The following is a 22,153-nucleotide window of genomic DNA, read 5'->3' as shown; positions in this document are numbered from 1 at the left end:
CATGCGGTTAAGGGGAAACGCATTCTCACGCGGGGGAGCACATGTCACCAATCGATTTTCGCACCAAAATAAACTGGCACCGACGTTTCCGTTCGCCGCAGGGCGACAAGAGCGAACATGAGATCCTGCGTATCTTCGAAAGCGATCGCGGGCGGATCGTTAACTCGCCTGCCATCCGCCGTCTGCAGCAAAAAACTCAGGTGTTCCCGCTGGAGCGTAACGCCGCGGTGCGCACGCGCTTAACCCACTCGATGGAAGTGCAGCAGGTCGGGCGCTACATTGCCAAAGAGATTTTGAGCCGTCTCAAAGAGCAGCGTTTACTGGAAACCTATGGTCTGGACGAGCTGACGGGGCCCTTCGAGAGCATCGTTGAGATGGCCTGCCTGATGCATGACATCGGCAACCCGCCTTTCGGCCACTTTGGTGAGGCGGCTATCAATGACTGGTTTAAGCAGCGGCTTTATCCTTCGGATGCGGTAAGCCAGCCCCTCAGCGATGATCGCTGCATCGTACGCGATTTACGCCTGCGTGAAGGTGAAGAGGGGCTGAACGATCTGCGCCGCAAAGTGCGCCAGGATTTGTGTCACTTCGAGGGCAACGCGCAGGGGATCCGGCTGGTTCATTCCCTGATGCGCATGAACCTGACCTGGGCACAGGTCGGCTGCATTCTGAAATACACGCGTCCCGCGTGGTGGATGGGGGATACGCCCGCGTCCCACAGCTATTTAATGAAAAAACCGGGCTATTACCTTTCCGAAGAGGTCTATATTGAACGGTTACGTAAAGAACTTTCATTGACGCCAAACGGCCGCTTTCCATTGACGTGGATTATGGAAGCCGCCGATGATATTTCCTATTGCGTGGCCGATCTGGAAGATGCCGTGGAGAAAAGAATCTTCAGCGTCGAGGAGCTTTATCAACATCTTTATGCGGCCTGGGGTACCCATGAAAAAGGTTCGCTGTTTGCGCAGGTTGTCGAAAATGCCTGGGAAAAATCGCGCTCAAATACATTAAGCCGCAGTACGGAAGACCAGTTCTTTATGTATTTGCGGGTCAATACATTAAATAAACTGGTGCCGTATGCGGCGTCGCGTTTTATTGATAATTTGCCGCTCATTTTCAGCGGGGAATTCAACCACGCGTTGCTGGAAGATGACAGCAGTTTCAGTCAACTCCTTGAGCTTTATAAACATGTGGCGATGCGGCATGTATTCAGCCATCCGGATGTCGAGCAGCTGGAACTGCAGGGCTATCGGGTAATCAGTGGGTTACTGGAAATTTATTCCCCGTTGCTTCAGCTGTCGGTCGATGAATTCAGCGAACTGGTGGAACACGAGCGCGTGCGCAGAATACCCATCGAATCGCGGCTTTATCAGAAACTTTCTACCCGGCATCGTCTGGCGTATGTCGAAGCGATTGGCAAGCTGGAACGCAACTCTCCCCAATGGCCGGTGATGGAATATTATTATCGCTGCCGTCTTATCCAGGACTATATCAGCGGCATGACGGATTTGTATGCCTGGGATGAATACCGCAAGCTCATGGCGGTGGAATAATTCCGGAGTTTTGTAAAGACGGCCAATAAATTTTTACCTTTTCCATAAACTTATCGCCGGAACTAAGCGGTATAAAATGAATCTGAGTTACACAGCAATTTTGCGTTACCTGTAAATCGAGATTGAGAAACATGAAAAAAACCACATTAGCAATGAGTGCACTGGCTCTGAGTTTAGGTTTAGCGCTGTCTCCTCTGACTGCTACTGCAGCCGAGACCGCGTCGTCGGCAGCAACCGCGCAGCAGATGCCAAGCCTGGCACCGATGCTCGAAAAAGTGATGCCATCGGTGGTGAGTATTAACGTTGAGGGCAGCACGACCGTCAATACGCCGCGTATGCCGCGTAACTTCCAGCAGTTCTTCGGCGACAACTCGCCGTTCTGCCAGGACGGTTCGCCATTCCAGAGCTCTCCGTTCTGTCAGGGCGGCGGTGCCGGGGATGACAGCCAGGGCGGCGGCCAGCAGCAGAAATTCATGGCGCTTGGCTCGGGGGTAATTATTGATGCGGCGAAAGGCTACGTCGTCACTAACAACCACGTTGTCGATAACGCGAACAGCATTAAGGTTCAGCTGAGCGATGGCCGCAAGTTCGATGCCAAAGTGGTGGGTAAAGACCCGCGTTCCGACATCGCGCTGATCCAGATTCAGGATCCGAAAAACCTGACGGCGATTAAAATTGCCGACTCCGATGCGCTGCGCGTGGGCGACTATACCGTGGCGATCGGTAACCCGTTCGGTCTGGGTGAAACCGTGACATCCGGTATCGTCTCAGCGCTGGGCCGTAGCGGCCTCAACGCTGAGAACTACGAAAACTTCATCCAGACGGATGCGGCGATCAACCGCGGTAACTCCGGCGGTGCGCTGGTGAACCTGAACGGTGAGCTGATCGGTATCAACACCGCTATCCTGGCACCGGACGGCGGCAACATCGGGATCGGTTTTGCTATCCCAAGTAACATGGTGAAAAACCTGACCGCGCAGATGGTGCAGTATGGCCAGGTGAAACGCGGCGAGCTGGGTATCCTCGGTACGGAGCTGAACTCCGAACTGGCTAAGGCGATGAAAGTTGACGCTCAGCGCGGGGCATTCGTCAGCCAGGTGATGCCAAATTCTTCTGCGGCGAAAGCGGGCATTAAAGCGGGGGATGTAATCACCTCCCTGAACGGTAAACCGATCAGCAGCTTTGCCGCCCTGCGTGCCGAAGTGGGCTCGATGCCGATTGGCAGTAAAGTGACCCTCGGCCTGCTGCGCGACGGTAAGCCGGTTAACGTGAGCCTGGAGCTGCAGCAGAGCAGCCAGAATCAGGTGGATTCCAGCACCATCTTCAGCGGTATTGAAGGTGCCGAGATGAGCAATAAAGGCGCAGACAAAGGCGTGGTGGTGAACAACGTGAAAGCGAATTCACCGGCAGCCCGTATCGGCCTGAAAAAAGGCGATGTGATCATGGGTGCTAACCAGCAGCCGGTGAAAAACATCGCTGAACTGCGCAAAATTCTCGACAGCAAGCCTTCCGTGCTGGCGCTGAATATCCAGCGTGGTGATACCTCTCTTTATCTGCTGATGCAGTAATCCTCTGAAGCCCCTGTTCGCAGGGGCTTTCTCGTTTCTGTGATTCTTGCCACAACTCCATACTTCTTCCTCTCTCTTTGTGCATTCGCACAATGCAGCCGTCGCTGAACTTCCCTATGCTTGAGCTCTGCTCACGGGAGGGTTACATGGCTGGCTGGCATCTTGATACCAAAATGGCGCAGGATATCGTGGCGCGCACCATGCGCATTATTGATACCAATATCAACGTAATGGATGCCCGCGGGCGCATTATTGGCAGCGGCGATCGCGAGCGTATTGGGGAATTGCACGAAGGTGCGCTGCTGGTGCTTTCTCAGGGGCGGGTCGTGGATATCGACGATGCGGTAGCGAAACACCTGCACGGCGTACGTCAGGGCATCAATTTACCGCTGCGTCTTGAAGGCGAAATTGTGGGGGTAATCGGCCTCACCGGCGAGCCCGAGTCACTGCGAAAATACGGTGAGCTGGTCTGTATGACGGCAGAGATGATGCTGGAGCAGTCGCGCCTGATGCACCTGCTCGCTCAGGACAGCCGCCTGCGTGAAGAGCTGGTAATGAACCTTATTCAGGCGGAAGAGCATACGCCTGCGCTCAGCGAATGGGCGCAGCGTCTGGGGATCGATTTAAACCAGCCGCGCGTGGTGGCGGTCATTGAGGTCGATAGCGGCCAGCTTGGCGTGGACAGCGCGATGGCCGAGCTGCAGCAGCTGCAAAATGCGCTGGCGACGCCGGAGCGCGATAACCTGGTGGCGATCGTTTCTCTGACGGAAATGGTGGTCCTCAAACCGGCGCTCAATGCGTTCGGCCGCTGGGATGCCGACGATCATCGTCGTCGCGTGGAGCAGCTGATCTCCCGGATGGAGGAGAATGGCCAGCTGCGTTTTCGCGTTGCGCTGGGCAACTACTTTACCGGGCCGGGCAGTATCGCCCGCTCCTGGCGTACCGCGCGCACCACCATGATGGTGGGCAAGCAGCGGATGCCGGAGAGCCGCTGCTATTTCTATCAGGATCTGATGCTGCCGGTGCTGCTCGACAGCCTGCGCGGGGGCTGGCAGGCCAATGAGCTGGCGCGGCCATTAGCGCGTCTGAAAGCCATGGACAACAATGGTCTGCTGCGCCGGACGCTGCAGGCGTGGTTCCGCCATAACGTGCAGCCGCTGGCGACCTCGAAGGCGCTGTTTATTCACCGCAATACGCTTGAGTATCGGTTAAACCGGATTTCAGAGCTGACGGGTCTGGATCTAGGAAACTTTGACGACAGGCTGCTGCTGTATGTGGCGCTGCAGCTGGACGAACAGAGATGACTGAGTGCGGTCTGGTGCCCTCACCCCATCCCTCTCCCACGGGGAGAGGGCGCAAACACTAAAAACGGCAATCAAGGATTGCCGTTTTGCTTTTATTTCCGCGTTAATTTCTCAAGATCCGCTTCAATCTCGCTGATCTTATTCGTCACAACGCTTTCAAGGTGACGCAGATCGTCAAGGATCTTACGCTTGAGATCGACTTCGGTGCGGTCGCGCTGGCAGATCTGATCGAGTTCATCAATCACATAGCGCAGGTTAGGGCTGATTTCCTGTACTTCTTTGTAGCCCTGTCCTACACCGTCAGCCACAACGGTCTTACGCTGGCGTGGATATTTAAACTTCACGCTTTTGGCGAAAAACTCTCCTTTGTCCTTGTGAAAATAGATTTTCAGAATATCGTTATTGGCTTCCTGACGGAGGCTGTAACGATCAATTTCATCAGGATTGGTAATGCCCAGACTTTTCAGATTATCGTACATAGCGGTACCCTTGATCTCAACATAACCTTTGAATAATTAACGAAAAAATCTATTTTCGCCACCCTCAGATATAAAAAAAGCGGGGTTGCCCCCGCTTTTTGTTATACCCGATTAATCGATGGTGCGCAGCAATTCGTTGATGCCCACTTTACCGCGCGTTTTCGCATCCACTTTCTTCACGATAACCGCACAGTACAGGCTGTATTTGCCATCTTTTGACGGCAGGTTGCCGGAAACCACCACGGAGCCCGCCGGAACGCGACCGTAGTGAACTTCACCGGTTTCACGGTCGTAAATACGAGTGCTCTGACCGATGTAAACGCCCATGGAGATCACGGAGCCTTCTTCAACGATCACGCCTTCAACCACTTCAGAGCGCGCGCCGATGAAGCAGTTGTCTTCGATGATGGTCGGGTTAGCCTGCAGTGGCTCCAGAACACCACCGATGCCCACGCCGCCGGACAGGTGAACGTTTTTACCGATCTGCGCGCAGGAACCGACGGTCGCCCAGGTGTCAACCATGGTGCCTTCGTCAACGTAGGCACCGATGTTCACGTAGGATGGCATCAGCACGGTGTTGCGTGCGATGAATGCGCCCTGACGAACCGCCGCAGGCGGTACCACGCGGAAGCCTTCTTTCTGGAAACGCGCTTCGTCGTAGTCAGCGAATTTCATTGGCACTTTATCGAAGTAGCGGCTTTCTGCTCCGTCGATAACCTGGTTATCGTTGATACGGAAAGAGAGCAGCACGGCTTTCTTCAGCCATTGATGAGTGACCCACTGACCGTCGATTTTTTCTGCCACGCGCAGCGCGCCGGAATCCAGAAGGGAAATCACCTGGTTTACCGCTTCACGGGTCACGGTATCCACATTTGCCGGGGTAATCTCGGCGCGACGCTCAAAAGCGGACTCAATAACGTTCTGTAACTGCTGCATTGTTTACTCTTTCCATTTCACTAAAAAACATATCACCCTTTATCGTTTGGATTGAGGGCTGCTGTCAACCGTTGTTGCACTTCAAGCTGCAGGTCATTATTAAGGGCACGCCGGTCCGCTGTTGCGATTATAAATAAATCTTCTACTCGCTCGCCAATCGTTGTAATTCGGGCGCCGTGGAGCGAAATTCCCAGATCGGCAAAAACCTGGCCGACGCGGGCAAGCAGCCCTGGCTGGTCGAGCGCGATCAGCTCCAGGAACGATTTACGGTCGGTGTGGGTCGGCAGGAAATTGACCTCGGTATCGACGGTAAAGTGGCGCAATTTCGCCGGCTGGCGACGCGGCTGCGGGGGCTGCCAGCTGCGCTGGGTAATCGCCTGTTCCAGACCAAAACGTATCCCTTCATGCCTGTCCGACGAGAGCGGGCTGCCGTCCGGCTCAAGCACGATAAAGGTGTCCATCGCCATGCCGTCGCGGGTGGTGAAAATCTGCGCGTCGTGAACGCTCAGGTTACGCCTGTCCAGTTCGGCGCAGACCGCAGCAAACAGATAAGGTCGGTCCGGGCTCCAGATGAAAATCTCCGTCCCGCCGCGGGTAGCCTGCGGGCTCAGCAGGATCATCGGCTGGGACAGATCGTGCTTGAGCAGATGCCGCGCGTGCCACGCAAGCTGGTTTGGGCTATGGCGGACAAAATAGTTGGCGCGGCAGCGGGCCCAAATCTGATGCAGTGCCTCTTCATCAATATTATCCATCCGCAGCAGCGCCAGCGCCTGCAGCTGGTGATGACGCACGCGTTCGCGCATGTCCGGGGTGTTTTGCATCCCGCGACGCAGCTGTTTTTCGGTGGCGAAGTACAGCTCGCGCAACAGGCTCTGCTTCCAGCTGTTCCACAGGGTCTCGTTGGTGGCGCAGATATCGGCCACCGTCAGGCAGACCAGATAGCGCAGACGGTTTTCCGTCTGAACCTCTTCCGCGAACTGCTTGATCACTTCCGGATCCTGAATGTCACGACGCTGCGCGGTGACCGACATCAGCAGGTGATGGCGCACCAGCCAGGCCACCAGCTGCGTTTCACGCGAGTTCAGGCCGTGCAGTTCGGCAAATTTCAGCACGTCCTGCGCGCCCAGCACCGAATGGTCACCGCCGCGACCTTTGGCGATATCGTGGAACAGGGCGGCAATCAGGATCAGTTCCGGATGGGTCAGGCGCGGCCACAGTTCGACGCAGAGCGGGTGGCGGGAGCGCGTCTCTTCTCTCGCAAAGCTTTCCAGCTTTAGCATCACGCGGATCGTGTGTTCATCCACCGTGTAGGCGTGGAACAGATCGAACTGCATTTGCCCGACAATGTGCGACCACTGCGGCATATAGGCCCACAGCACGCTGTGGCGGTGCATCGGCAGCAGGCCGCGGCTGACGGCGCCCGGGTGGCGGAGCATGCTCAGGAACAGCGAACGCGCTTCCGGGATATAGCACAGCGGCTGCGTCAGATGACGGCGCGCATGGCGCAGATGGCGCAGAGTGGTGGAGTAGATCCCGGTGATGGTGCTGTTGCGCACCATGGTATAGAACATCCGCAGAATCGCTTCCGGCTCGCGGATGAACAGCGTTTCGTCGCGCAGGTCGATAAGCGTGCCGCGCAGCTGGAATTCGTCATCAATCGGGCGCGGTTTTTCGTCCGCCGTCAGGGCCAGAATGGCCTCGTCGAACAGCTGCAACAGCATCTGGTTCAGCTCGGTCACCCGGCGGGTGACGCGGAAGAAATCCTTCATCATGTGCTCAACCGGCTCGTTGCCTTCGCCCTGATAATTCAGACGCTGAGCCACGCTGAGCTGGCGGTCAAACAGCAGGCGGTTATCGTAGCGGGTGACTTCCAGATGCAGGGCAAACCGGATGCGCCACAGCAGGTGCAGGCACTCGTTCAGCTCGTTACGCTCGGCCTCGGTTAAAAAGCCGAAGCCGACCATCTCGTCCATCGAGGTGGCGCCAAAATGGCGGCGGGCGACCCACTGCAGGGTGTGGATGTCGCGCAGGCCGCCGGGGCTGCTTTTAATATCGGGTTCAAGATTATAGCTGGTGCCGTGGTAGCGCTGGTGGCGCTGATTTTGCTCCTCGACCTTCGCGGCGAAGAACTTTTCTGACGGCCAGAAGCCGTCGCTGAAGATGTGTTTTTGCAGCTCCAGGAACAGGGCGACGTCACCAATCAGCAGGCGGGTTTCAATCAGGTTGGTGGCGACGGTCAGGTCCGATAACCCTTCCAGCAGACACTCTTCCAGGGTGCGCACGCTGTGGCCGACTTCCAGCTTTACGTCCCAGAGCAGCGTCAGCAGTTCGCCAATTTTTTGCGCCTGTTCGTCCGGCAGCTTTTTGCGGCTTAAGATCAGCAGATCGATATCGGAAAGCGGATGCAGCTCACCGCGGCCATAGCCCCCGACGGCAACCAGCGCAACATCACTGATTTGCCCAAACCCGTAATCGATCCACAGGCGCTGCAGCAGCTGGTCGATAAATTCGGTGCGCGCTTCAATGAGCTGCTCGGCCGACACGCCTGCGTCAAACGCGCTGCCCAGCCAGCGATGGAAAACATCCATATGGGCTTTAATATGCGCGCAGGTCAGCTCGTGCGACGGCCAGACGCCCGGGTTATCGGGCTGGTCGGGGAGGGTGGGAAGTGCTGTGTTAGCATACTGTTCGGGTAAAAGATTACTCATCGTGCGCCACCCATAAGAAAAAGCTATAGCCATTAAAAAAGCCGGCATTTGCCGGCTTTTTTATCATTCATCGTGCGTCAGTATCGCCGGGATGGTGTCATCCTTGCGCAACGTCATAATTTCGCAGCCGTTGTCTGTTACCACAATAGTATGCTCGTACTGCGCAGACAAGCTTCTGTCTTTGGTTTTCACCGTCCAGCCGTCTTTCATGGTACGGATGCGGTAGTCACCCGCGTTGACCATCGGCTCAATGGTAAAGGTCATGCCTTTTTGCAGCACCACGCCGCCGTCATCTGCATCATAGTGCAGGACCTGCGGTTCTTCATGGAAGACGCGACCAATGCCGTGACCGCAGTACTCGCGCACCACGGAGAAACCTTCTGCTTCCACAAACTTCTGGATTGCCGCACCGAGGGTACGCAGGCGAATACCCGGTTTAACCATTTTCAGCGCCAGGTAGAGGCTCTCTTGCGTCACTTTGCACAGACGCTCGCCAAGAATCGTCGGCTTGCCAACGATGAACATTTTTGAGGTGTCACCGTGGTATTCGTCTTTAATAACGGTCACGTCGATGTTGACGATGTCGCCATCTTTCAGCAGTTTTTCGTCATCAGGGATGCCGTGGCAAACCACTTCATTAATAGAAATGCAGACGGATTTCGGGAAACCGTGGTAGCCGAGGCAGGCGGAAACCGCGTGCTGCTCGTTCACGATATAGTCGTTACAGATACGGTCCAGTTCACCGGTGCTGACGCCCGGCTTCACGAACGGCTCGATCATTTCCAGCACTTCCGCGGCCAGACGACCGGCGACGCGCATCTTTTCAATTTCTTCAGGTGTCTTAATAGAGATAGCCATGTAATCTGTCCATCGGTGTCGATTTTTTCGACAATACTAGTCTAAGTGTCGTCAATGGTATCAGTCAGGCACGCTCCGTGCCAAATTGAGAATCATTAACAGCACACTCCGCCAACAACTGTTGGTTTCTGGTCGTGTTTTGTGGTATAAAGCGCGCCGGACTTCCGATCCATCTCAGATACACAGGCTGGACGGAAGCGACAAATCTCACTTTGTGTAACAACACACACGTATCGGCACATATTCCGGGGTGCCCTTCGGGGTCGGTAATATGGGATACGTGGAGGCATAACCCCAACTTTCAATATAGAGGTTTTAAACATGGCAACTGTTTCCATGCGCGACATGCTCAAGGCTGGTGTTCACTTTGGTCACCAGACCCGTTACTGGAACCCGAAAATGAAGCCTTTCATCTTCGGCGCGCGTAACAAAGTTCACATCATCAACCTTGAGAAAACTGTACCAATGTTCAACGAAGCCCTGGCTGAGCTGAACAAGATCTCTTCCCGTAAAGGTAAGATTCTGTTCGTTGGTACTAAGCGCGCTGCAAGCGAAGCTGTGAAAGATGCTGCTAACAGCTGCGACCAGTTCTTCGTGAACCATCGCTGGTTGGGCGGCATGCTGACCAACTGGAAAACTGTTCGTCAGTCCATCAAACGCCTGAAAGATCTGGAAACCCAGTCTCAGGACGGTACTTTCGACAAGCTGACTAAGAAAGAAGCGCTGATGCGCACTCGTGAACTGGACAAGCTGGAAAACAGCCTGGGCGGTATCAAAGATATGGGCGGCCTGCCAGACGCGCTGTTCGTAATCGATGCAGACCACGAGCACATCGCAATCAAAGAAGCTAACAACCTGGGTATCCCGGTATTCGCTATCGTTGATACCAACTCCGATCCGGACGGTGTTGACTTCGTTATCCCGGGTAACGACGACGCAATCCGTGCTGTTAGCCTGTACCTGAGCGCTGTAGCTGCTACCGTTCGTGAAGGCCGTTCCCAGGATCTGGCTTCTCAGGCGGAAGAAAGCTTCGTAGAAGCTGAATAATAAGGTTTTACCCCTTATTAGTACCGTGTATGAATAGGGGCCCATTACCGGCCCCTTTTTTCAATTTACACTGTTTGGCCCCCGGCCGGGCAGTTCACATCTCCCGAGGATTTAAGAATGGCTGAAATTACCGCATCCCTGGTAAAAGAGCTGCGCGAGCGTACTGGCGCAGGCATGATGGATTGCAAAAAAGCGCTGACTGAAGCGAACGGCGACATCGAGCTGGCAATCGAAAACATGCGTAAATCCGGTGCGATCAAAGCAGCTAAAAAAGCAGGCAACGTTGCTGCTGACGGCGTGATCATCACTAAGATCGACGGCAACTACGGCATCATTCTGGAAGTTAACTGCCAGACTGACTTCGTTGCTAAAGATGGCGGTTTCCAGGCATTTGCTAACAAAGTTCTGGACGCAGCTGTTGCGGGTAAAATCACTGACGTTGAAGTTCTGAAAGCACAGTTCGAAGAAGAACGTGTTGCGCTGGTTGCTAAAATCGGTGAGAACATCAACATCCGTCGCGTATCTTCTCTGGAAGGCGACGTTCTGGGCTCTTACCAGCACGGTGCACGTATCGGTGTTCTGGTTGCGGCTAAAGGCGCTGACGAAGAGCTGGTTAAACAGCTGGCTATGCACATCGCTGCAAGCAAACCAGAATTCGTTAAGCCAGAAGACGTGTCTGCTGAAGTGGTAGAGAAAGAGTACCAGGTTCAGCTGGACATCGCGATGCAGTCTGGTAAGCCAAAAGAAATCGCAGAGAAAATGGTTGAAGGCCGCATGAAGAAATTCACCGGCGAAGTTTCTCTGACTGGCCAGCCATTCGTAATGGACCCAAGCAAGTCTGTTGCTCAGCTGCTGAAAGAGCACAACGCTGACGTAACTGGCTTCATCCGCTTCGAAGTGGGCGAAGGCATCGAGAAAGTTGAGACTGACTTCGCAGCAGAAGTTGCTGCAATGTCCAAGCAGTCTTAATGATTGAAAAGGAGCCGCCTGAGGGCGGCTTCTTTTTGTCACCCGTCACAGGAAATCAGACAGGCTCCAGTATCGCTGTGCTGATTTGCGGCATATCATGTCGCCAGAATTAACCCCCATCTTAATCGTTGACAGTCTCAGGAAAGAAACATGGCTACCAATGCAAAACCCGTGTACAAACGCATTCTGCTTAAGCTGAGTGGCGAAGCGCTGCAGGGATCGGAAGGCTTCGGTATTGACGCAAGCATCCTTGATCGCATGGCACAGGAAATCAAAGAACTGGTCGAACTGGGTATCCAGGTTGGCGTGGTCATTGGCGGTGGCAACCTTTTCCGTGGTGCTGGTCTGGCGAAAGCGGGGATGAACCGCGTTGTGGGCGACCACATGGGTATGCTGGCAACCGTCATGAATGGCCTGGCAATGCGTGATGCCCTGCACCGCGCTTATGTGAATGCCCGCCTGATGTCCGCGATTCCGCTGAATGGCGTTTGCGATAATTACAGCTGGGCAGAAGCCATCAGCCTGCTGCGCAATAACCGCGTGGTGATCCTCTCCGCCGGTACGGGTAACCCGTTCTTTACAACCGATTCCGCTGCCTGCCTGCGCGGTATCGAGATCGAAGCCGATGTGGTACTGAAAGCGACCAAAGTAGACGGCGTGTTTACTGCCGATCCGGCAAAAGATCCTTCTGCCACCATGTACGATCAGCTGAGCTACAGCGAAGTGCTGGATAAAGAGCTGAAAGTGATGGATCTTGCCGCCTTCACGCTGGCTCGCGACCACAAACTGCCGATCCGTGTCTTCAACATGAACAAGCCTGGCGCACTGCGTCGCGTGGTCATGGGCGAAAAAGAAGGCACTTTGATCACGGAATAATTTCCGTTGACGATAAATACAGGTAAGATTCCGCTTTATTTTGTAGTGGTATCTTACCCGGGCGCGCCTTTGGCGTTGTCATGAATTAAACGCGACTATACTTAGCACACCTGTAGCGCTGTGCTGGCGGATAGTCTGCCTGAGACAAGTTTTCAAGGATTCGTAACGTGATTAACGACATCAGAAAAGATGCTGAAGTACGCATGGACAAATGCGTAGAAGCGTTCAAAAACCAAATCAGCAAAATCCGTACTGGCCGTGCTTCCCCAAGCCTGCTGGATGGCATCATCGTAGAATATTACGGTACGCCAACCCCTCTGCGCCAGCTGGCGAGCGTGACGGTTGAAGATACCCGTACGCTGAAAATCAACGTCTTCGACCGCTCTATGAGCCCGGCCGTTGAGAAAGCGATTATGGCCTCTGACCTCGGACTGAACCCAAGCTCTGCGGGCGCAGATATCCGCGTTCCACTGCCTCCGCTGACGGAAGAACGTCGTAAAGATCTTATCAAAGTGGTTCGTGGCGAAGCTGAGCAGGGTCGTGTATCCGTGCGTAACGTCCGTCGCGACGCGAACGATAAAGTGAAAGCACTGCTGAAAGAAAAAGAGATCAGCGAAGATGACGATCGTCGTTCTCAGGACGACATTCAGAAAATGACCGACGCGGCCATCAAGAAAATTGATGCGGCGCTGGCAGAAAAAGAAGCGGAACTGATGCAGTTCTGATTTCTGTCGTACACTGATAAACGCCGTTCAGAAGGACTTCGGGTCTTGCTGGCGGCGTTTTGCTTTTATCTGGTCTAACTTTTTTCGGGCATCTCATGAAGCATTTAACACTCCTCGGCTCAACCGGCTCTATCGGTTGCAGCACTCTCGACGTCGTTCGCCATAATCCTGAACTTTACACCGTGACAGCGCTGGTGGCCGGTAAGAATGTGCAGCGAATGGTCGAACAGTGCCTGGAGTTTGCGCCCCGCTATGCGGTGATGGATGACGAAGAGAGCGCGCGTCTGCTAAAAGCACAGCTGCGTGAAAAGGGCAGCCGAACCGAAGTGCTGAGCGGCCAGCAGGCGGCCTGCGAGATGGCGGCGCTGGATGAGGTGGATCAGGTCATGGCGGCCATTGTCGGCGCGGCAGGGCTGCTGCCGACGCTTGCTGCGATTGATGCCGGTAAGGATGTTTTGCTGGCCAATAAAGAGTCGCTGGTCACCTGTGGACGCCTGTTTATGGATGCGGTGAAGCAGCACGGCGCGCGTCTTCTGCCGGTCGACAGCGAACACAACGCGATTTTTCAGAGTTTACCGCAACCTTTTCAACAGAACCTGGGGTACGCTGACCTGGAGCAGAATGGCGTGGTGTCTATTCTGCTTACCGGGTCTGGTGGCCCGTTCCGTGAAACGCCACTGTCTGAACTGCGTGCGATGACACCGGATCAGGCGTGCCGTCATCCGAACTGGTCGATGGGGCGTAAAATCTCCGTTGATTCTGCCACCATGATGAACAAAGGTCTGGAATACATTGAAGCGCGCTGGCTGTTTAATGCGTCAGCGAAACAGATGGAAGTACTGATTCACCCGCAATCGGTGATTCACTCGATGGTGCGTTATCAGGATGGCAGCGTGCTGGCACAGCTGGGCGAGCCGGACATGCGTACGCCGATTGCCCATTCAATGGCGTGGCCAAATCGAGTGAAATCCGGCGTGAAGCCGCTTGATTTCTGCAAGCTAAGTTCCCTGACGTTCAGTGAACCAGACTACGACCGCTATCCTTGTCTGAAGCTTGCGATGAATGCCTTTGACCAGGGGCAGGCGGCGACGACGGCACTTAATGCAGCCAATGAAATTACCGTTGAGGCATTTCTGAATCAGCAAATTCGTTTTACCGATATCGCGTCGCTTAATTTATCGGTACTTGAGATGATGGATTTGCGCGAACCACAAAGCGTGGAAGAGGTGCTGGCGGTGGATGCAGCTGCGCGTAATATTGCGCGCCAACAGGTGACACGTCTCGCAAGCTGGTGATAAAGCAAGCACTAGTCGTCGTGCTATTTGTTAGCGTTGGGCTTCAGTGATATAGTCTGCGCCACCTGATCGCAGGTATTTGACTTAATGTGGTCAGGTGAGCCGTGGTTTGACACGGCTTTTTTATGTATAGGCTTCAGTATTCCTGAGTACCGTTAAATCCTTTTCAGGGACAAAAAACGCGTTATGTTGTCTGCGAATCAACCAATAAGCGAAAATTTGCCAGCTCATGGCTGCCGTCATGTAGCAATCATTATGGATGGCAATGGCCGCTGGGCGAAAAGACAAGGGAAGATACGAGCCTTTGGGCATAAAGCGGGGGCGAAATCCGTTCGCCGCGCCGTTTCTTTTGCCGCCAACAACGGCATTGATGCGTTAACGCTCTATGCTTTTAGCAGTGAAAACTGGAATCGACCTCTGCAGGAAGTGACTGCGTTGATGGAATTGTTTGTGTGGGCGCTAGACAGCGAAGTAAAAAGCCTGCACCGCCACAACGTCCGCCTGCGTATCATTGGCGATACCAGTCGTTTTAACTCACGTTTGCAGGAACGGATTCGCAAAGCTGAAGCGCTGACGGAAAATAATACCGGTTTGACGCTGAATATTGCGGCGAATTACGGTGGACGCTGGGATATTATCCAGGGCGTTCGGCATCTGGCCGAACAGGTTCAGGAAGGGCTGTTGAGACCCGACCAAATTGATGAAGAGGCGCTGAGCAAGCAAATCTGCATGAATGAACAGGCACCTGTGGATTTGGTAATTAGGACAGGGGGGGAACATCGCATAAGTAACTTTTTGATATGGCAAATTGCCTATGCCGAACTTTACTTTACGGATGTTCTTTGGCCCGATTTTGATGAACAAGACTTTGAAGGTGCGCTGCATGCCTTTGCCAATCGAGAGCGTCGTTTCGGCGGCACCGAGCCTGGTGGCGACAAAGCCTGATGGGGGTAGCTTTTGCTGAAGTATCGCCTGATTTCCGCTTTTGTATTAATACCCATTGTCATTGCGGCGCTGTTTTTACTGCCCCCGGTGGGATTCGCTATTGTCACGCTGGTGGTGTGCATGCTCGCCGCGTGGGAATGGGGACAGTTTAGCGGCTTTACCTCGCGCACTCAGCGAGTATGGCTTGCGGTACTTTGTGGCTTTATCCTGGCCATAATGCTGTTTACGTTGCCTGAATATCACCATGATATTCATCAGCCCCTGGTTGCCGGTTCTTTGTGGATATCGCTGGCCTGGTGGGTTGCCGCGCTGTTGCTGGTTCTTTTTTATCCGGGTTCCGCGGCATTGTGGCGTAATTCAAAAGTGCTGCGACTGATTTTTGGCTTGCTCACAATTATTCCTTTTTTCTGGGGTATGGTTGCGCTGCGAGCCTGGCACTACGACGAAAACCACTACAGCGGTGCGATCTGGCTGCTTTATGTGATGATTCTGGTCTGGGGGGCTGACTCCGGGGCCTATATGTTTGGTAAACTGTTTGGCAAACATAAGCTGGCACCGAAGGTTTCTCCGGGCAAAACCTGGCAAGGATTCATCGGCGGCCTGTTTACGGCAGCGATCATCTCCTGGGGCTACGGCGTCTGGGCGAATCTTGAAGTGGCACCGTCAATACTGCTGGTGTGCTCGATTTTTGCTGCGCTTGCCTCCGTGCTCGGTGATTTAACCGAAAGTATGTTTAAGCGTGAAGCAGGGATTAAGGACAGCGGACACCTGATTCCAGGGCATGGCGGTATACTGGATCGCATTGATAGCCTGACAGCGGCTGTTCCAGTGTTTGCGTGTTTGCTTTTACTGGTATTCGGGACGATTTAACGGAAGGTTTTATGCTGAGCATTCTCTGGAATCTGGCGGCGTTCATTGTTGCACTGGGTGTACTGATTACCGTGCATGAATTTGGCCATTTCTGGGTTGCTCGCCGCTGTGGCGTGCGCGTAGAGCGATTTTCCATCGGTTTTGGTAAATCACTCTGGATGCGCACCGACCGCCACGGCACGGAATTTGTCATCGCCCTTATCCCGCTGGGCGGCTACGTCAAAATGCTCGACGAACGCGTCGAGCCTGTCGCTCCTGAGCTGCGACACAGCGCATTCAACAATAAAACCGTTGGACAACGCGCCGCCATCATTGCTGCCGGACCGGTAGCCAACTTCATCTTTGCGATTGTCGCTTACTGGCTGGTGTTTATCATCGGCGTCCCTGGCGTACGTCCGGTGGTGGGTGAAATTGCCCCCAATTCCATCGCGGCGAGTGCGCAAATTACATCCGGGATGGAACTTAAAGCGATTGATGGTATCGAAACCCCTGATTGGGATGCCGTGCGACTGCAGCTGGTAGCCAAAATTGGCGATGCGCAGACCACCATCAGCGTATCGCCGTTTGGTTCAGATACGCGTCAGGACAAAGTACTCGATTTACGTCACTGGCGTTTCGAGCCAGACAAAGAGGATCCCGTCGCTGCGCTGGGTATTCGTCCACGCGGCGCGCAGATTGAGCCGGTATTAGCCGAAGTACAGGCAAATTCGGCGGCGAGCAAAGCGGGTTTGCAAGCGGGCGACAGGATCGTTAAAGTCGATGGTCAACCATTAACAGAGTGGATGACCTTTGTTACTCTGGTGCGCGATAATCCGGGAACGTCTCTCGCGCTGGAAGTTGAAAGGCAGGGCAGTCCGCTTTCGCTGACGCTGATCCCGGATACGAAGTCGGTCGGCAAAAAGGCAGAAGGGTTTGCAGGCGTTGTGCCAAAAGTGATCCCGCTGCCAGATGAGTACAAGACAATACGCCAGTATGGGCCGTTCAGCGCCATCCTTGAAGCCACGGATAAAACATGGCAACTGATGAAGCTGACGGTCAACATGTTGGGGAAATTGATAACCGGTGATGTGAAACTGAACAACCTCAGTGGGCCAATTTCGATTGCTCAGGGGGCTGGGATGTCAGCGGAATTCGGGGTGATTTACTATCTCATGTTCCTCGCGCTCATTAGCGTGAACCTTGGGATAATCAACCTGTTCCCGCTTCCCGTTTTAGACGGGGGTCATCTGCTGTTTTTGGCGATTGAAAAGCTAAAAGGCGGACCGGTATCCGAGCGAGTTCAAGACTTTAGTTATCGCATTGGCTCGATTTTGCTGGTGCTGTTAATGGGGCTTGCACTTTTCAATGATTTCTCTCGGTTGTAAGAGAGTGTTAGGAAGAACGCATAATAACGATGGCGATGAAAAAGTTGCTCATAGCGTCGCTGCTGTTTAGCAGCGCCACCGTATACGGTGCTGACGGGTTCGTAGTGAAAGACATTCATTTCGAAGGCCTCCAGCGTGTCGCCGTTGGTGCGGCCCTCCTCAGTATGCCTGTACGCCCCGGCGATACGGTTAATGATGATGATATCAGTAACACCATCCGTGCTCTGTTTGCCACCGGCAACTTTGAGGACGTCCGCGTCCTGCGCGATGGTGATACGCTGCTGGTACAGGTAAAAGAACGTCCGACGATCGCCAGTATCACTTTCTCCGGTAACAAGTCGGTGAAAGATGACATGCTCAAGCAGAACCTTGAAGCATCTGGTGTTCGTGTGGGTGAGTCCCTGGACCGCACAACCCTTTCAGACATTGAAAAAGGTCTGGAAGACTTCTACTACAGCGTCGGTAAATACAGCGCCAGCGTGAAAGCGGTTGTCACTCCGCTGCCACGTAACCGTGTTGACCTGAAGCTGGTCTTCCAGGAAGGTGTTTCTGCGAAGATCCAGCAGATCAACATTGTCGGCAACCACGCGTTCAGCACCGACGAACTGATCTCCACCTTCCAGCTGCGCGATGAAGTGCCATGGTGGAACGTGGTGGGCGATCGCAAATACCAGAAACAGAAACTGGCGGGCGACCTCGAAACCCTGCGCAGCTACTATCTCGATCGTGGCTATGCGCGTTTCAACATCGACTCGACTCAGGTCAGTCTGACTCCGGACAAGAAAGGTATCTACATTACGGTTAACATCACTGAAGGCGAGCAGTACAAGCTTTCTGGTGTTGAAGTGAGTGGTAACCTGGCGGGGCATTCTGCTGAAATCGAATCGCTGACCAAAATTCAGCCGGGCGATCTGTATAGCGGTTCCAAGGTAACCAAAATGGAAGACAGCATTAAGAAGCTGCTCGGCCGCTACGGTTATGCCTATCCGCGCGTACAGACTCAGCCGGAAATCAATGACGCGGATAAAACCGTTAAGCTGCACGTGAATGTTGATGCGGGCAACCGTTTCTACGTGCGTAAGATCCGCTTCGTCGGTAACGACACCTCCAAAGATTCCGTTCTGCGTCGCGAAATGCGTCAGATGGAAGGCGCATGGTTGGGAAGCGACCTCGTTGATCAGGGTAAAGAGCGTCTGAACCGTCTGGGCTATTTTGAAACGGTGGATACCGATACCCAGCGCGTACCGGGCAGCCCGGATCAGGTTGATGTCGTATATAAAGTGAAAGAGCGCAACACCGGTAGCTTCAACTTCGGTGTGGGCTACGGTACTGAAAGCGGCGTCAGCTTCCAGGTCGGCGTACAGCAGGATAACTGGCTGGGTACGGGTTACTCTGTCGGTATTAACGGCACCAAAAACGACTACCAGACCTACTCTGAGTTCTCTGTGACTAACCCATACTTCACCGTAGACGGTGTGAGCCTGGGCGGTCGTATCTTCTATAACGACTTTAAAGCAGATGACGCGGACCTGTCTTCATACACCAACAAGAGTTACGGTGTAGACGGTACGCTTGGCTTCCCGGTTAACGAATACAACACCCTGCGTGCAGGCTTGGGTTACGTGCATAACGACCTGTCCAACATGCAACCGCAGGTGGCGATGTGGCGTTATCTGGACTCTATCGGCCAGTCAACCAGTAAAAATGGTAATGACAATGGCTTCGCGGCGGATGACTTCACCTTTAACTACGGCTGGACCTATAACCGTCTCGACCGTGGTTACTTCCCAACGGAAGGTTCTCGCGTCAACCTGAACGGTAAAGTTACCGTGCCGGGTTCCGATAACGAGTTCTATAAGGTCACGCTGGATACCGCGTCCTACTTCCCGATCGATGACGACCATAAGTGGGTGGTTCTGGGTCGTACCCGTTGGGGCTATGGAGATGGTCTGGGTAGCAAAGAACTGCCGTTCTATGAAAACTTCTATGCGGGTGGCTCCAGCACCGTTCGTGGTTTCCAGTCCAACAACATTGGTCCGAAAGCGGTTTACTACGGCGGAAACGACAAAGATAACTGTGATAAGTCTTCCTCGTCAGAAGTCTGTAGCTCCAATGACGCGGTGGGCGGTAACGCCATGGCCGTTGCCAGCCTGGAGTTCATCACGCCAACGCCGTTTATCAGTGATAAATATGCGAACTCGGTCCGTACGTCCTTCTTCTGGGATGCCGGTACCGTGTGGGATACCAACTGGCAGAATACTGCCCAGATGCGCGCAGAAGGCATTCCTGACTACAGCGATCCGAGCAATATTCGCATGTCTGCCGGTATCGCATTACAATGGATGTCACCGCTGGGGCCGTTGGTCTTCTCCTACGCCCAGCCGTTTAAGAAATATGATGGAGACAAAGCGGAGCAATTCCAGTTTAACATTGGTAAAACCTGGTAATAATCCGCTGCAAAGGAATGCGTTGGCAGTGTAGCGCTGACAACTGGCGATCGGTAACACGGTCGCCTTGCCACGCAAAGAACGGTACCTTCTGGTGCCAATGGGATGGTAAGGAGTTAATTGTGAAAAAGTGGTTATTAGCTGCAGGTCTCGGTTTAGCGATGGCAACTTCTGCTCAGGCAGCAGACAAAATTGCAATCGTCAACATGGGTAATTTGTTCCAGCAGGTTGCACAGAAAACGGGTGTTTCTGCGACTCTGGAAAACGAATTCAAAGGCCGTGCAAGCGAACTGCAGGGTATGGAAAACGATCTTCAGTCCAAAATGCAGCGTCTGCAGCGTGATGGTTCTACCATGAAAGCAAGCGATCGCAGCAAGCTGGAAAAAGACGTAATGGCTCAGCGCCAGACGTTCTCCCAGAAAGCGCAGGCTTTCGAGCAGGATCGTCAGCGTCGTTCTAACGAAGAACGCGGCAAGCTGGTAACTCGCATTCAGACTGCTGTTAAAGCAGTGGCTGCCGATCAGAGTATCGATCTGGTTGTAGATGCGAACGCCGTTGCTTATAACAGCAAAGATGTTAAAGACATCACTGCTGATGTTCTGAAACAGGTTAAATAAGTAATGCCTTCAATTCGACTGGCTGATTTAGCTCAGCAGTTGGATGCAGAATTACACGGTGATGGCGATATCGTCATCACCGCTGTTGCGTCCATGCAATCTGCTAAAGCTGGCACGATTACCTTCATGGTAAGCCCTAAGTACCGTGAGCAACTGGCTCAATGCCAGGCGTCAGCTGTTGTACTGACGCAGGACGATCTTCCATTTGCCACTGTAAGCGCGCTGGTAGTGAAAAACCCCTACCTGACGTATGCACGCATGGCTCAAATTCTTGATACCACGCCGCAGCCGGCCCAGAACATTGCGGCCAGTGCAGCGATTGATGCGACGGCCAGGCTTGGTAACAACGTCGCCGTTGGCGCGAATGCAGTTATCGAATCCGGCGTTGTGCTGGGCGATAACGTCGTCATTGGCCCGGGCTGCTTCGTTGGGAAAAATACGAAAATCGGCGCCGGAACCCGTTTATGGGCCAATGTGTCCGTTTATCATGATGTTGAAATTGGCGAAAATTGCCTCGTCCAGTCCAGCACCGTTATTGGTTCTGATGGCTTTGGTTACGCTAACGATCGTGGTAACTGGGTTAAGATCCCGCAGCTTGGTCGCGTTATTATTGGCGATCGCGTAGAGATCGGCGCCTGTACCACCATTGACCGTGGCGCGCTTGACGACACGATCATTGGGAATGGTGTTATCATCGATAACCAGTGCCAGATTGCGCATAACGTTGTGATTGGCGACAATACCGCGGTTGCGGGTGGCGTCATCATGGCAGGCAGCCTGAAAATTGGCCGTTATTGCATGATTGGCGGCGCGAGCGTGATTAATGGCCATATGGAAATATGCGACAAGGTGACTGTGACGGGAATGGGCATGGTAATGCGTCCTATCACTGAACCTGGCGTCTATTCCTCAGGTATTCCGCTACAACCCAACAAGGTATGGCGTAAAACAGCAGCTCTGGTGATGAACATTGATGATATGAGCAAGCGCCTCAAGTCTCTTGAGCGTAAGATCGATCAACAAGATTAAGCGTCATCCGTTGAACGCTATTTTTCCCGGCCTGTCGGCTTTCTAATAAACCGGCAGGCCGTGTTATTATTGTTATCAGTACATTTTGACAGGAAGAGTATTTTGACTACTGACACTCATACTCTGCATATTGAAGAGATTTTAGAACTTCTGCCGCACCGCTACCCGTTTCTGCTGGTAGACCGTGTGCTGGATTTTGAAGAAGGTCGTTTTCTGCGCGCAGTGAAAAATGTTTCCGTGAACGAGCCGTTTTTCCAGGGACACTTCCCTGGTAAGCCTATCTTCCCGGGTGTGTTGATTCTGGAAGCGATGGCTCAGGCTACCGGTATTCTGGCGTTTAAAAGCGTTGGCAAACTGGAGCCAGGTGAGCTGTATTACTTCGCGGGTATTGATGAAGCGCGCTTTAAGCGCCCTGTCGTGCCTGGTGATCAGATGATCATGGAAGTCACTTTTGAAAAAACGCGTCGTGGCCTGACTCGCTTCAAAGGCGTAGCGCTGGTTGACGGCAAAGTTGTTTGCGAAGCGACGATGATGTGTGCTCGTAGCCGGGAGTCCTGATA

At 53.6% G+C, this 22,153-nt stretch carries 19 protein-coding genes; 15 read left to right on the top strand and 4 right to left on the bottom strand.

Annotation, left to right across the window (positions count from 1 at the left end; genetic code table 11):
* Positions 1–41: 41 nt before the first annotated feature.
* From dgt to cdaR, 3 genes are all read left to right on the top strand, one after another.
* Positions 42–1,556 carry a dGTPase gene (dgt, locus tag FOY96_RS17705; protein WP_143347512.1) on the top strand — a complete coding sequence of 505 codons (1,515 nt, stop codon included), beginning with the start codon at positions 42–44 and terminating at the stop codon, positions 1,554–1,556.
* A 131-nt stretch (positions 1,557–1,687) separates the two neighbouring features.
* A complete protein-coding gene (degP, locus tag FOY96_RS17700; RefSeq protein ID WP_024907518.1) occupies positions 1,688–3,124 on the top strand; it encodes a serine endoprotease DegP in 1,437 nt (478 codons plus the stop codon).
* Positions 3,125–3,270: 146 nt separating this feature from the next.
* Complete coding sequence (gene cdaR, locus FOY96_RS17695) at positions 3,271–4,428, top strand: DNA-binding transcriptional regulator CdaR (protein WP_047060086.1); 1,158 nt, start codon at positions 3,271–3,273, stop codon at positions 4,426–4,428.
* A 92-nt stretch (positions 4,429–4,520) separates the two neighbouring features.
* On the opposite strand, the gene FOY96_RS17690 is transcribed toward cdaR, so the two are convergent.
* The 4 genes from FOY96_RS17690 to map form a co-directional block, all read right to left on the bottom strand.
* Positions 4,521–4,907: a DUF3461 family protein gene (locus tag FOY96_RS17690; RefSeq protein ID WP_014168696.1), complete on the bottom strand. Its 387-nt coding sequence runs from the start codon at positions 4,905–4,907 to the stop codon at positions 4,521–4,523.
* A gap of 111 nt (positions 4,908–5,018) precedes the next feature.
* Positions 5,019–5,843: a 2,3,4,5-tetrahydropyridine-2,6-dicarboxylate N-succinyltransferase gene (dapD, locus tag FOY96_RS17685; RefSeq protein WP_008501915.1), complete on the bottom strand. Its 825-nt coding sequence runs from the start codon at positions 5,841–5,843 to the stop codon at positions 5,019–5,021.
* 32 nt (positions 5,844–5,875) lie between these two features.
* On the bottom strand, positions 5,876–8,551 hold the full coding sequence (gene glnD / locus FOY96_RS17680) for a bifunctional uridylyltransferase/uridylyl-removing protein GlnD (RefSeq protein WP_039260604.1): 2,676 nt from the start codon (positions 8,549–8,551) through the stop codon (positions 5,876–5,878).
* 63 nt (positions 8,552–8,614) lie between these two features.
* A complete protein-coding gene (gene map / locus FOY96_RS17675; RefSeq protein ID WP_047060083.1) occupies positions 8,615–9,409 on the bottom strand; it encodes a type I methionyl aminopeptidase in 795 nt (264 codons plus the stop codon).
* A 321-nt stretch (positions 9,410–9,730) separates the two neighbouring features.
* On the opposite strand from map, the gene rpsB reads away from it, so the two are divergent.
* The 12 genes from rpsB (at position 9,731) to fabZ (ending at position 22,151) form a co-directional block, all read left to right on the top strand.
* Entirely contained in the window at positions 9,731–10,456 is a 726-nt protein-coding gene (gene rpsB / locus FOY96_RS17670; protein WP_003856207.1) for a 30S ribosomal protein S2, read from the top strand.
* 117 nt (positions 10,457–10,573) lie between these two features.
* Positions 10,574–11,425: a translation elongation factor Ts gene (gene tsf / locus FOY96_RS17665; RefSeq protein WP_014882627.1), complete on the top strand. Its 852-nt coding sequence runs from the start codon at positions 10,574–10,576 to the stop codon at positions 11,423–11,425.
* Positions 11,426–11,575: 150 nt separating this feature from the next.
* On the top strand, positions 11,576–12,301 hold the full coding sequence (pyrH, locus tag FOY96_RS17660) for a UMP kinase (RefSeq protein WP_008501910.1): 726 nt from the start codon (positions 11,576–11,578) through the stop codon (positions 12,299–12,301).
* A 167-nt stretch (positions 12,302–12,468) separates the two neighbouring features.
* Complete coding sequence (gene frr / locus FOY96_RS17655) at positions 12,469–13,026, top strand: ribosome recycling factor (protein ID WP_003856180.1); 558 nt, start codon at positions 12,469–12,471, stop codon at positions 13,024–13,026.
* A gap of 95 nt (positions 13,027–13,121) precedes the next feature.
* A complete protein-coding gene (gene ispC, locus FOY96_RS17650) occupies positions 13,122–14,321 on the top strand; it encodes a 1-deoxy-D-xylulose-5-phosphate reductoisomerase (protein WP_143347511.1) in 1,200 nt (399 codons plus the stop codon).
* Positions 14,322–14,507: 186 nt separating this feature from the next.
* Positions 14,508–15,266, top strand: a complete 759-nt coding sequence (gene ispU, locus FOY96_RS17645; RefSeq protein WP_024907522.1) for a (2E,6E)-farnesyl-diphosphate-specific ditrans,polycis-undecaprenyl-diphosphate synthase — start codon at positions 14,508–14,510, stop codon at positions 15,264–15,266.
* Between the two features lie 12 nt (positions 15,267–15,278).
* On the top strand, positions 15,279–16,136 hold the full coding sequence (cdsA, locus tag FOY96_RS17640) for a phosphatidate cytidylyltransferase (protein WP_023310457.1): 858 nt from the start codon (positions 15,279–15,281) through the stop codon (positions 16,134–16,136).
* An 11-nt stretch (positions 16,137–16,147) separates the two neighbouring features.
* Complete coding sequence (gene rseP, locus FOY96_RS17635; protein ID WP_143347510.1) at positions 16,148–17,500, top strand: sigma E protease regulator RseP; 1,353 nt, start codon at positions 16,148–16,150, stop codon at positions 17,498–17,500.
* A gap of 29 nt (positions 17,501–17,529) precedes the next feature.
* Positions 17,530–19,947, top strand: coding sequence for an outer membrane protein assembly factor BamA (gene bamA, locus FOY96_RS17630; RefSeq protein ID WP_033144673.1), 2,418 nt, complete (start codon positions 17,530–17,532; stop codon positions 19,945–19,947).
* Positions 19,948–20,069: 122 nt separating this feature from the next.
* On the top strand, positions 20,070–20,564 hold the full coding sequence (skp, locus tag FOY96_RS17625) for a molecular chaperone Skp (protein WP_032644135.1): 495 nt from the start codon (positions 20,070–20,072) through the stop codon (positions 20,562–20,564).
* 3 nt (positions 20,565–20,567) lie between these two features.
* The gene (gene lpxD / locus FOY96_RS17620; RefSeq protein ID WP_032644136.1) at positions 20,568–21,593 is read left to right on the top strand and encodes a UDP-3-O-(3-hydroxymyristoyl)glucosamine N-acyltransferase; all 1,026 of its coding nucleotides are present in this window, start codon (positions 20,568–20,570) and stop codon (positions 21,591–21,593) included.
* Positions 21,594–21,695: 102 nt separating this feature from the next.
* Positions 21,696–22,151 carry a 3-hydroxyacyl-ACP dehydratase FabZ gene (gene fabZ, locus FOY96_RS17615; protein WP_010426706.1) on the top strand — a complete coding sequence of 152 codons (456 nt, stop codon included), beginning with the start codon at positions 21,696–21,698 and terminating at the stop codon, positions 22,149–22,151.
* Positions 22,152–22,153 lie beyond the last annotated feature (2 nt).

The sequence above is a fragment of the Enterobacter asburiae genome (assembly GCF_007035645.1).
Classification (GTDB): Bacteria; Pseudomonadota; Gammaproteobacteria; order Enterobacterales; family Enterobacteriaceae; genus Enterobacter; species Enterobacter asburiae_B.
This window is presented reverse-complemented; position numbering and strand designations above follow the sequence as displayed.

Coding starts and splice junctions, on each gene's coding strand:
- dgt (WP_143347512.1), top strand. CDS start 42: ATGTCACCAATCGATTTTCGCACCAAAATAAACTGGCACCGACGTTTC.
- degP (WP_024907518.1), top strand. CDS start 1,688: ATGAAAAAAACCACATTAGCAATGAGTGCACTGGCTCTGAGTTTAGGT.
- cdaR (WP_047060086.1), top strand. CDS start 3,271: ATGGCTGGCTGGCATCTTGATACCAAAATGGCGCAGGATATCGTGGCG.
- FOY96_RS17690 (WP_014168696.1), bottom strand. CDS start 4,907: ATGTACGATAATCTGAAAAGTCTGGGCATTACCAATCCTGATGAAATT.
- dapD (WP_008501915.1), bottom strand. CDS start 5,843: ATGCAGCAGTTACAGAACGTTATTGAGTCCGCTTTTGAGCGTCGCGCC.
- glnD (WP_039260604.1), bottom strand. CDS start 8,551: ATGAGTAATCTTTTACCCGAACAGTATGCTAACACAGCACTTCCCACC.
- map (WP_047060083.1), bottom strand. CDS start 9,409: ATGGCTATCTCTATTAAGACACCTGAAGAAATTGAAAAGATGCGCGTC.
- rpsB (WP_003856207.1), top strand. CDS start 9,731: ATGGCAACTGTTTCCATGCGCGACATGCTCAAGGCTGGTGTTCACTTT.
- tsf (WP_014882627.1), top strand. CDS start 10,574: ATGGCTGAAATTACCGCATCCCTGGTAAAAGAGCTGCGCGAGCGTACT.
- pyrH (WP_008501910.1), top strand. CDS start 11,576: ATGGCTACCAATGCAAAACCCGTGTACAAACGCATTCTGCTTAAGCTG.
- ispC (WP_143347511.1), top strand. CDS start 13,122: ATGAAGCATTTAACACTCCTCGGCTCAACCGGCTCTATCGGTTGCAGC.
- ispU (WP_024907522.1), top strand. CDS start 14,508: ATGTTGTCTGCGAATCAACCAATAAGCGAAAATTTGCCAGCTCATGGC.
- rseP (WP_143347510.1), top strand. CDS start 16,148: ATGCTGAGCATTCTCTGGAATCTGGCGGCGTTCATTGTTGCACTGGGT.
- bamA (WP_033144673.1), top strand. CDS start 17,530: ATGGCGATGAAAAAGTTGCTCATAGCGTCGCTGCTGTTTAGCAGCGCC.
- lpxD (WP_032644136.1), top strand. CDS start 20,568: ATGCCTTCAATTCGACTGGCTGATTTAGCTCAGCAGTTGGATGCAGAA.